This is a genomic window from Azobacteroides sp. (SeqCode), assembly GCF_055395615.1.
Map to the genome: position 1 here is coordinate 229,764 of NZ_AP014701.1, position 12,244 is coordinate 242,007.

General features: G+C 28.8%; 6 protein-coding genes. 5 read left to right on the forward strand and 1 reads right to left on the reverse strand.

Going from position 1 to position 12,244, the window contains the following annotated elements; translation table 11 throughout:
• Positions 1-58: 58 nt before the first annotated feature.
• From rsmH to mraY, 5 genes are read left to right on the forward strand one after another with little or no spacing between them, the layout of a single operon-like run.
• Positions 59-970, forward strand: coding sequence for a 16S rRNA (cytosine(1402)-N(4))-methyltransferase RsmH (rsmH, locus tag ACZ5QM_RS01065; RefSeq protein ID WP_464183048.1), 912 nt, complete (start codon positions 59-61; stop codon positions 968-970).
• A gap of 2 nt (positions 971-972) precedes the next feature.
• Complete coding sequence (locus ACZ5QM_RS01070; RefSeq protein ID WP_464183049.1) at positions 973-1,305, forward strand: FtsL-like putative cell division protein; 333 nt, start codon at positions 973-975, stop codon at positions 1,303-1,305.
• Positions 1,306-1,308: 3 nt separating this feature from the next.
• Complete coding sequence (locus tag ACZ5QM_RS01075) at positions 1,309-3,459, forward strand: penicillin-binding transpeptidase domain-containing protein (protein WP_464183052.1); 2,151 nt, start codon at positions 1,309-1,311, stop codon at positions 3,457-3,459.
• A gap of 5 nt (positions 3,460-3,464) precedes the next feature.
• Positions 3,465-4,880: a UDP-N-acetylmuramoyl-L-alanyl-D-glutamate--2,6-diaminopimelate ligase gene (locus ACZ5QM_RS01080; protein WP_464183054.1), complete on the forward strand. Its 1,416-nt coding sequence runs from the start codon at positions 3,465-3,467 to the stop codon at positions 4,878-4,880.
• Between the two features lie 10 nt (positions 4,881-4,890).
• Complete coding sequence (gene mraY / locus ACZ5QM_RS01085; protein WP_464183055.1) at positions 4,891-6,147, forward strand: phospho-N-acetylmuramoyl-pentapeptide-transferase; 1,257 nt, start codon at positions 4,891-4,893, stop codon at positions 6,145-6,147.
• A 2,627-nt stretch (positions 6,148-8,774) separates the two neighbouring features.
• Here mraY and secA read toward each other — a convergent pair.
• The gene (gene secA, locus ACZ5QM_RS01090; RefSeq protein ID WP_464183056.1) at positions 8,775-12,137 is read right to left on the reverse strand and encodes a preprotein translocase subunit SecA; all 3,363 of its coding nucleotides are present in this window, start codon (positions 12,135-12,137) and stop codon (positions 8,775-8,777) included.
• Between the last annotated feature and the right edge of the window lie 107 nt (positions 12,138-12,244).

Sequence of the window (12,244 nt, forward strand, 5' to 3'; positions counted from 1 at the left end):
AAAATTGCATGAAAATATTGTATTTTTATGTTTAAATTGGGTTTGATTTGAATTGATTATGAGCAAAATACCTGCTTATCATATACCAGTTCTTTTAAAGGAAAGTGTAGAGGGATTAAATATTTCCAGAGAAGGTATTTACGTAGATATAACTTTTGGAGGAGGTGGTCATTCTAAAGAAATATTGAGTAGATTAGGAAATAAAGGACATTTGTATGGATTCGATCAAGACGAAGATAGTGAAAAAAATATTCTTTCTGATTCTAGATTTACTTTTGTAAGAAGTAATTTCCGTTACCTTACTCACTTTATGGATTGGTATAATGTGAAGAAAATAGATGGATTATTAGCAGATTTGGGAGTTTCCTCAATTCATTTTGATGATAATAGTAGGGGATTTTCGTTTCGCTTTGCTAGTAATTTAGATATGCGAATGAACAAGAGAGATGGAAAGACTGCTTCAGATATTTTAAATACTTATTCCGAAGAGGAATTAACCGATATATTTGATATGTACGGCGAACTAAAAAATTCAGCCAGTATTTCACATGCTATTTTTCAAGCAAGAAAAAAAAAAAATGTACAAACTATACAAGATTTTTTGTACGTACTTACCCCTTTTGTAAGAAAAGGAAAGGAGAAAAAACAATTAGCTCAAGCTTTTCAAGCTGTACGAATTGAAGTAAATAAAGAATTGGATGCTTTAAAAGAAATGCTTATTCAATCAAAACTGTTATTAAAGTCAGGTGGAAGAATAGCAGTAATAACTTATCATTCTTTGGAAGATCGTTTGGTAAAATTCTTTTTTAAGACGGGTAATTTTTATGGAGAAATTGAGAAAGATTTTTATGGTAACATTTTATCTCCTTTCAAAATTATTAATCATAAAGTAATTGTTCCGAACAATAAGGAAACAACGCAAAATCCACGCTCTAGAAGTGCTAAGTTAAGAATTGCTGAAAAAATATAAACATGGATAAAATAACAAAACAAAAAAAGAAAAAATTTCGATATATCATCAGAGGTGATATATTAGTGGAACATTTGCTTCTTAAACACCCAAAATTACTCATATTAATAGTGATACTGTTTATATTTTTTATTAGTAATAAATATTCTTGCATGAAAAAAATAGTTGAAATAGAAGCTTTAGAAGAGCAATTAAAGAACATAAAATATCAAAATCTAATTATTTCGACAAAATTGGCTTTTAATAGTCGCTTATCACAAATTGAGAAATTGTTAGAATCAAGAGATATAGGATTATTCATTTCTAATACACAGATATTTAAGTTGCGTAAATGACATATGTCTGAAAAACAGTTAATAATTAAGCAGGCAATGATTCGTTACGCTTTTATAGCAATTGTTATTGTTATACTTGCCGCCTCTATTTTTGGAAAGGCATGTATTACTTCATTTGTTTACGGAAGTTTTTGGAGAAAAATTGGTCTTAAACAAATTCATACCAATATACAAATACCAACTATACGTGGAAATATCTATTCTTCTAATTATGAACTAATGGCTACCTCTGAATCTCAATATCGTTTATTTATAGATTTCTTAGCAGAAGGTATCAAAGAAGATACTTTAAAAAAATATGTGAGAGATATTTCTGGTGAATTACAGAAAATGTTTCCTCAAAAATCTGCAGAACAATACAAAAGTCATATTATGAAAGGATGGGAAACCCGTTTTAAAAAAAATAGAAAATATCGTTTATTAGATCAAAATGTAAATTATTTTCAATGGAAAAAAATATGCAAAATGCCATATTTCAATCAAGGCCGTAATAAATCTGGATTATATTATAAGGAATTAGTAAAAAGAATAAAACCATATGGAACATTGGCTTCACGAACTATCGGGAATGTCTATGGAGAAATAGAAAAAGGCGGGGAAAGTGGTCTTGAAAAATATTATAATAATTTTTTGAGTGGAACCTCTGGTATAGGTACACGAAAAAAAATATGTGGAAAATACATTAATATTGTCGATATAAAACCTATTATAGGAAAAGACATTGTGACAACTATTGATATTACAATACAAGATATTGCAGAAAAAGAATTACTAAATAAATTAAAAGAGTTTGATGCTGAATCAGGTACAGTTGTAGTAATGGAAGTATCTACAGGAAAAATTAAAGCTATTACCAATATGAGGCGTATAAAAAAAGGCATTTGGAGAGAAATTCAAAATTTCGCTGTTTCTGATTTGGTTGAACCAGGTTCTACTTTCAAAGTGGTTTCTATGATGGTAGCAATAGAAGATTGTTTAATTCATTCGGAAGATTCAGTAGATACAGAAAATGGGATGGTAATGATTGCTGGACGACTCTTGAAAGATCATAATGCAGAGCATGGTGGGTATGGGAAAATTACGGCATCTCAGAGCATTCGTTATTCATCCAATATTGGGATAGCTCGTTTAATTGAAAAAGCTTATAGGAATAATCCTGAAAAATACGTAGATGGTATTTATAAGATAGGATTTCATAAAGATATGAAATTAGAAATACCAGGTTATGGAGTTCCTCAAATTCATCATCCGCATGATAAAGGAAGATATTGGGCACGTACTACATTGCCATGGATGTCATTTGGTTACGGAATACAAATTCCTCCTATTTATATATTGGCATTTTTCAATGCTATTGCTAATAATGGAAAATTACTCAAACCCATATTTGTACAAGAAATTAAAGAGGGGAGTAAAGTTATAGAAAGGAAAGAAACACAGGTGATTAATAATCAAATTTGTTCTTTTTCTACATTAAAAACAATTCGTCAAATGTTAGATGATGTAGTAAATATGTCTGATGGAACAGGGAAACCAGCTCATTCTGACAAAGTACGTATTGCTGGAAAAACAGGAACAGTTCAAATTTCACAAGGTAAAATAGGATATAAGTCAAAAATATTGTTACATCAAGTAACATTTTGTGGATATTTTCCAGCAAAAAATCCACAATATTCTTGTATCGTTGTTATTCGAAAACCAAGTAATGGGGTACCATCAGGAGGAAGTATGTGTGGATCAGTTTTTAAAAATATTGCAGAAGAAATATCTGCAAGAAATATCATTCCTAACATAGAATCATCATTTCCCATAGATACCCTTCATTCATTAATACCTGTTTTAAAAAATGGTAGGAGAGAGAATTTTATAAAAATATTAAAAGAATTAAGAATCCCTTACGAAGAAAGAGGTAAATTACAACAAGGAATTGTTTCCTGCATTGAAGAAAATAACAGAATAATACTTTTAAACAGAAAAAAAAGTGTTACGCTTGTCCCAGATGTAAGAGGAATGGGTGCTAAAAATGCAATTTTTGCTTTAGAAAGTGTTGGGTTAAAAGTAAGTATTTCTGGAAGGGGAACAATTACTTCACAATCTGTTCCGGCAGGAACAAATATTATAAAAAAACAAATTGTTTCATTACAATTAAAATAATATGTATGAAATTAGTATTTGAAGGAAAAGAACTTGACTTGGCTGGAATCCATTCAGATTCTCGACAGGTTAAAGAAAACTATTTATTTGTTGCTATTGTAGGTAATCGAGTAGATGGACATAATTATATAGAAGAATCCATTGAAAATGGAGCAAAAACAATTATTTGTCAAACTTTACCTATAATTCTTCGGCCAGGTATAACGTATATTCAAGTAAAAGATAGTCCTGAAGCTTTAGGAAAAATAGCTTCTTTATGGAATCGAGAACCATCAAAAAAACTACAACTGATTGGAATCACCGGAACCAATGGAAAAACAACTGTTGCTACTCTATTATATAAAATTTTTAAAAAATTGGGGTATAAGGTAGGATTGATTTCTACTATTTGTAATTATATCAATAACCGAATTATTCCAGTTACTCATACTACTCCTGGCGTAATAGAATTAAATGCTTTATTAGTTCAAATGGTTATTGAAGGTTGTGATTATGCTTTTATGGAAATAAGTTCACATGCTATATATCAAAAAAGAATTGCCGGATTACGATTTAAAGGAGGTGTTTTTACTAATCTTACTAGGGATCATTTAGACTACCATAAAACATTCAATATTTATAGAAATGTAAAAAAATCTTTTTTTGACTTACTTCCTATTGATGCTTTTGCTTTAGCCAACAAAGATGATAAGAACGGAAAATTTATGCTACAAAATACAAAAGCATATAAAAAATTTTACTCTCTTCAATCATTGGCCGATTTTAAAAGTAAGATTTTAGAATTATATTTTAATGGAACATTAATGACTATTAATGATAAAGAACTTTCCACTTTGTTTGTGGGAAAATTCAATGTTTATAATCTTTTGGCAGTTTACGGAACAGCTATTTTATTAGGAGAAGAATCTGATGAAGTAATGGTTTTATTAAGTATAATTCATCCTGTTGTTGGTAGATTTGAAACTTTACATGCTCCAGCAGGATTTACTGTTATTATAGATTATGCACATACTCCTGATGCTTTAACCAACGTTTTAAATACCATCAAAGCAGTTTCGAATGGGAAGGGGAAAATAGTAACAGTAATTGGTTGTGGTGGAAATAGAGACAAAGGGAAACGCTCAATTATGACAAAAGAAGCTGTCCGACTAAGTCAAAACATTATTTTAACTTCCGATAATCCTCGCTTTGAGGATCCTAATGATATTATTAAAGATATGCTTACCGGATTAAACAATAATCAACGAAAGAAAATTATTTGTATTATTGATAGAAAAGAAGCCATTCATACAGCTTGTTTTTTTGCTCAACCAAATGATATAATATTAATTGCAGGAAAAGGACATGAAGATTACCAAGAAATAAAAGGAGTAAAGAATTATTTTAACGATAGAGAGATCGTAATGAATATCATAAATTAAAATTTAACCCATGTTATATAGTTTATTTCACTTCCTTAACCGATTAAATGTACCTGGAACAAGAATATTTCAATATATCTCTTTTCGATTTACTTTGTCTTTGTCTTTATCTTTAATTATTTCTATACTTATTGGTGGAAAAATAATTCAATCTTTAAGGAGACATCAAATAAGAGAATTTGTTCGTAATCTTGGACTTGAAGGACAAATACAAAAAAAAGGAACACCCACTATGGGTGGTATTATTATTGTTGTAGCGATTTTGGTGCCTGTTTTATTACTAGCTCGTCTTTCAAATATATATATATTATTGATGTTAATTTCTACTGTTTGGTTAGGAGTTCTTGGATTGATAGACGATTATATTAAAGCCATTCAGAAATATAAAGAAGGATTATCTGGAAAAATAAAAATACTAGCACAAGTAGGATTAGGATTGATAGTTGGTTTAACTGTTTATTTTTCTCCCAACATTGCAATATATGAAAATGTAAAAATACACCGACAAGGAGAGAAAAAAGAGATTTTTTATACTACTCCATTGAAATCTACCAAAACTACTATTCCGTTTCTTAAAAATAATAATCTCGATTATAGAGATTTAACTACATTTATGCCTAATCACCGTACAACCGCTACTTTAGTACTTTTTGTTTTAGTTGCTATTTTTATTGTGGCAGCCGTATCTAATGGAGCAAATTTAACAGATGGGTTAGATGGTTTGACCGCTGGTAGTTCTGCTATCATTGGTATTGTATTAGGTGTTTTTGCCTATGTATCTGCTCATTTAGAGTTTGCTTCTTACTTAAATATCATGTACATACCAGGCTGTGAGGAATTAACAGTTTTTGCAGGAGCTTTTATTGGTGCATGTATCGGGTTCTTGTGGCATAATGCTTTCCCAGCTCAAGTTTTTATGGGTGATACAGGGGCACTTACATTAGGTGGAATTATTGCAGTATTTGCCATTGTTATTCGTAAGGAATTATTATTGCCTCTTCTTTGTGGAATTTTCTTTGTAGAAAATCTTTCTGTAATTATTCAAGTGGCTTATTTTAGATATTCAAGAAAGAAAACTGGAATAGGCAAAAGAATATTCAAAATGACACCTATTCATCATCATTTTCAGAAAGATGGAAATACGGGAATAAATGCCATTTTTCAGAAACCATTAAATGCTATCCCAGAAGCTAAGATTGTAATTCGTTTTTGGTTAATAGGTATTTTATTAGCTGCATTAACTATTGCTACATTAAAAATCAGATAATCGTAAAACGATTACCTGATTTTATTTTTTTATTTTTTTTATTTTTGAATCAATTAATAAATCATTTAAAGAATGAATATTCATCCTAATGAAATCATCTGTAGTGTAATTATATTATAATTACACTTTTCTGTAGAGATAAAATATCCTACACAATCTTAATTCCCAAAATAATATACTGCAAATATGAATGTTTAAAATTGTTTGTCAAGCTTTAAACATTTACAAAATTATTTTAGTCTAGAAATAAAATAGAGCTTATTTTTCATAAGCTAAAAAACAAATTTTCTGTCAAGAAATAGTCACAAAAAATTACATTTCAAAATATATTAGAACAAAAATTTAAACTCTGTACAATTACCTCTTAATGAAATTACAACAACTCTATACCCTACCTTCACCACAATAGATATAATTCTTTAATGATACTCTCTTACAAGAAAGTTAATACTGTTACTGTTGATAACAGACTTTTAATAAAAAAAGATTGGCTCAAGTATGAATAACTTATTTTATCAATTTTTATTATATGAATATCTATGCTAATCCTTATGACCTAGGCTTATTATATGAGCATTTACAGATCACAATTCCCCTCTACGCCATTAACACAACACATGCATATGTATTATACTTTTTGAGATAATATGATAAAAAGACATAAGTGTTACTATAAATAAAAGATGAGTTTTTGGTTTCATAATAGATAAGCTAATAGTATTTCTTTTTAACCAGGATCTTAGCGTAATATTTCTAAAATTTATTATATCTGTATGTAACTATTTTTTTCGTCATCGTTCATTTTTTTAGATCGTATATTGTAGGAAGCGTTATCTAGTTATCTATTAGATACGAACCTATCATAAAAAGTATCTCTTTTATGTTTCCCGTAATGTATTTAAGTACATTACGGGAAACAATTTTAAGCAATTTTTCCGACAATTTCATCACCAATTTCATTAAAGAAAATTATACTATAATTAATTATTTTTTATTCGGTATCTAGATACTATTCAGGATTTCTAAAAAAAACAAAATTATTGAATGATTTGGCAATCGTGCAATAATTTGTGAAAAAACTATACAATACCAAAGAATATTACTTTTTTCATTTTTATTTCTTTTTCTGTTTTTACTCCCTATTAATTTCTCTAGATTTGTATCTAATACACCATAGTACTATAATTGCTATACCACTATCAACACACTATTTAGCTATGTAAGCAAATATGTAAAGTCAATTCCCACACAATAAATTTTTATAACTAAAATTATATTTTATAATAACTTTTGATAAATCAAGTACTATTATTAATCCGTTGAAAAGTTTTTTTTAAGATGATATAATACTACTTTTATCATCCTAAGAAAAGCATTCATACAATTTCATTAAATTTTGTATGAATACACTTAAATTTCGTCTTACTGTAATTTTTTCAAAAAAAATTAATATTTTTCTTATGGTGGATGAATAAGTTATTAATACTCGAACTGTATATTTTTGTTAGAAAGTCATTAGACAAACATATAAGGATTTAGTTTTTAACTATAAATAGTAAATTTACATTTATTGATTCATCACAAATAATTGACATACTTACTCAAATATTGGTATATCATATACCAATAAACATCTAAATTGAAATCAAATAAATCATGTCATCTTAATAATTGATAAAATATAATGCAGAAATTGAATTTAGATAATAAAAAGATCATACAAGTATGGATATAATAGTTATTCTTAGAACCTTTGTAGAAAAATTGTATATAACTTTATCAGACAATTATTACAACCAATTAGTTTACTTTAAAAAGTATGAAAATTAAGGTATAAGAATGCAGCGCCAATAATTGCTTATTGGAAATATGTGTTGTTAATAATATGTATCAAAAAGGTTATAAATAAATGATCATATTCAACAACTTGAAATTCAGTTTTTTCCCAATTGATAATCCTCTAATTAGGGTATATTCCAACACAGAATTCTGGATTATGGCAAACCTCCTCAATAGAACAACTGTATAGTTGTTCTTCATCCATATATGAAAATGAGTTTTACTATATAGTAAAACTCAAGTTTATTCTTTTTCGTAGATATAAGCCAATTTAGTAATATTTAAAATTAATCGTTCTTTTTTATTTATCTCTATAGAATAGAGTTTAGAAGTATTATAAAGAGAGTATTTCCAATATTTGAATATTACTTAAATGAAACTCCATAAAGAGAACTTGATATTACAATTCCATTTTTATTTTGCTCTCAATGTATCACAAAAGAACATAATAAAGCAAATTCAATAGTTTATAATCTAGATAAAATGAGAATAATTAAGTGAATGAAAAGTAAAGAAACTAGGAGTATTTTAGAAAAAATGTAGAAGAAAATAGTTTGGTAAAACATTAATATTTTTGCTAAAATATTGCTCGAAGTACTTAATATTTATTTGTGCTAAACATGTATACGTAAATATATGATTTTTAGGAAAAAATTCTTAAAAATATTTATCTATTCCACCAACAGTTAATTAATTATTAAAACGAGAAAAATATTTAAATAACAATTAATTGAAATAAAAAAAATCATTACTATTTCTTAAAATGATTATTAAATAATAATTAAAAATTACGATTTCCAACAACAATTTTTATATTTTTTACCACTGCCACAAGGGCATAGTTCATTTCTTCTTGCAGTTTTTTCTACGCGAATAGGTTCTTTTCTTTTTAATGTATGAGTATCACGATCTCCGATTTCTCCTTGAATCTGTCGATTTTTCATTAACTCATCTTTCCTTATTTTGTAACGATTGTAATCAGTCCTTTTTTCTGAAGTAGCTTCACGAATTTCTTGATTTTGAATATATATTCGTCCTCTCATCAATACAGAAACAGTTTTCTTATTCATCGATTCAATCATATTCTTAAACAAATTAAATGATTCTAATTTGTATATCAACAATGGATCTTTGTTTTCATAGCTTGCATTTTGAACAGAACAGCGTAATTCATCCATTACTCTTAAGTGTTCCTTCCACGCTTCATCTATAGAGGAAAGTAAAACAGCTTTTTCAAATGATTTTATAATTTCTTTAGATTTTGTATCATAAGCTGTTTTTAAATGACAGCTTATATTGTATATATTTTTCCCATCTGTAATTGGAACTATGATATTTTGATACTTGTCTCCAACTTCTTTATAAGCACGTTCGATGTTTGGGTTAGCAACTTGAATCATTCGTTCATTCTTCCATTTAAAATTTTCAATAGATATACCAAAGATTACTTCAGTCAAGTCAGCTTTCACTTTTATGAATTCTTCCTCAGTAATAGGAAGCTCTATTGCTAATGTTTTATACAATTCAGATTTTAATCCTTCATAATTATTTAAATTAGAATAGTATTCTACCATGGAATTAACTGTATCATAAATCATATTTACAATATCCAAACTAATTCGTTCGCCAATCAAAGCATGGTAGCGTCTTGTGTAAATTATTTCTCGTTGAGAATTCATTACATCATCATATTCCAACAACCTTTTCCTAATACCGAAATTATTTTCTTCTACTTTTTTTTGTGCTCGTTCAACAGCATTATTTAGAACTTTAGCTTCTAAAACTTCTCCCTCTTTAAATCTCATCTTATCCATCATTCTTGAAATGCGTTCAGATGCAAACAATCTCATCAAATCGTCCTCAAGAGATATAAAAAATACAGAAGAACCAGGATCTCCTTGGCGACCAGAACGACCTCTTAATTGTCTATCTATCCGACGAGAGTCATGTCTTTCCGTTCCAATAATTGCCAATCCTCCAAAATCTTTTACTTTAATAGAAAGTTTTATGTCTGTACCACGCCCAGCCATATTAGTAGCGATAGTTACTGCTCCTACACGCCCAGCTTGAGCTACAACTTCTGCTTCTTTTTGGTGAAGTTTAGCATTTAATACGTTATGAGGGATCTTACGCATATTCAACATTCGACTTAACAATTCTGATATTTCTACTGATGTAGTGCCTACCAAAATTGGACGACCTTGTTCCCGTAAAGTAATTATTTCATCGATAATAGCAGCATATTTTTCACGAGCAGTTTTATAAAGTCTATCATTCTTATCATTTCGTATAATTGGCTGATTTGTTGGAATAACTACTACATCTAATTTGTAAATATCCCAAAATTCACCAGCTTCAGTTTCCGCTGTTCCAGTCATACCAGCCAATTTACGATACATGCGAAAATAATTCTGTAAAGTAATAGTAGCAAAAGTTTGAGTAGCCATTTCTATTTTTACACGTTCTTTAGCCTCTATAGCTTGATGTAACCCATCAGAGTAGCGTCTTCCCTCCATAATACGTCCAGTTTGTTCATCTACAATCATTACTCGATTATCGAGCACGACGTATTCATCATCTTTTTCAAATAAACAATAGGCTTTTAATAACTGATTGATAGTATGAACACGTTCTGATTTGATAGCATAATTTTGCATCAAATCATCTTTTTTAATTTTTTTTTCCTCCCTTGTAAGCGGTTCATTTTCAATTTCTGAAAATTTTGTTCCTAAATCTGGCAAGATAAAAAATTCAGAGTCATCAGAGTTTCCTGTCAATATGTCAATTCCTCTATCAGTTAGTTCTATAGATTTATTTTTTTCATCAATTACAAAGTATAATTCGTCTGTAATAATGTACATTTCTCGATTTTGTTGCTGCATGTAAAATTCTTCAGTTTTTAACATAGATGTTTTTACACCAGGTTCACTTAAATATTTTATCAAAGCTTTGTTTTTAGGCATTCCCTTATAAGAACGGAAAAGAAGTTTCAATCCTTCTTCATGTTGTTTAAAATCTTTTGAAACTATAAGTTTTTTAGCTTCTATTAGCAAACTATTAGTTAGTTTTTTTTGGATATTTACCAAATTTTCAACTCGGGGACAATACAAAGCATATAGTTGTTCTCCTTTCTTAGCAACAGGTCCTGAAATAATCAATGGAGTACGAGCATCGTCAATCAATACAGAATCCACTTCATCTACGATAGCATAATTATGTTTGCGTTGTACTAAATCTTGAGAATTAATTGCCATATTATCTCTCAAATAATCAAAGCCGAATTCATTATTTGTCCCAAAAGTAATATCAGCTTTGTAAGCTTTACGTCGCTCATTGGAGTTAGGACGATGTTTATCAATACAATCGACTGAAAGTCCGTGAAACATATACAGTGGCCCCATCCATTCAGAATCTCGCTTAGACAAATAATCATTCACAGTTACTATGTGTACACCATTGTGAGTCATAGCATTTAAAAATGCTGGAAGAGTGGCTGAAAGTGTTTTCCCTTCCCCCGTAGCCATTTCCGCAATATACCCTTTTATTTTTTTGTTGAGTTTAGGATTTTCTGTATCCTTCATGTACTTTTTATGGCTGTAATTATGCAATACGACACCACCAAATAATTGTACATCATAATGAACCATGTCCCAAACAATTTTATTTCCTCCTGAAATCCAATGATTTTTGTAGATTGCTTTATCATTTTGAATAGACACAAAATCATAAGAAACAGATAATTGTCGGTCGAAATCCGTTGCAGTAACTTTAATAGTTTCATTTTCTGAAAATCGACGAGCAGTGTCTTTCATTATGGCAAAAACTTCAGGCAATATTTCATCCAATATTTTTTCTTGTTTTTCAACGATATCTTTTTCTATTTTATCAATTTCATTCCATATTTTTTCTCTATCCTCCAACTCTGTAGATTCTATTAATGCTTTCAACTCATTTATTTTTTCTTTTTCTATTTTTACTTCTTCTTGAAGAAATACCATCAATTTTTGAGTTCTTCCTCTCAATTCATCATTTGATAAACTTTTAACTGATGGATAAATAGTTAATATTTTCTTTATATATGGATTAATTTCCTTTAAGTCACGTTGAGACTTATTTCCAAAAAGTTTAAATAAAATTTTATTAATGATCATAGTATCTGTCAAAAATCTAAAAAAATATAACGAAGATACTATAAAAAATTGTACCTTTACAAAAGATGGAGGTAGTAGTTTTCAGTTAAAACGAAATTAGGAGTTTT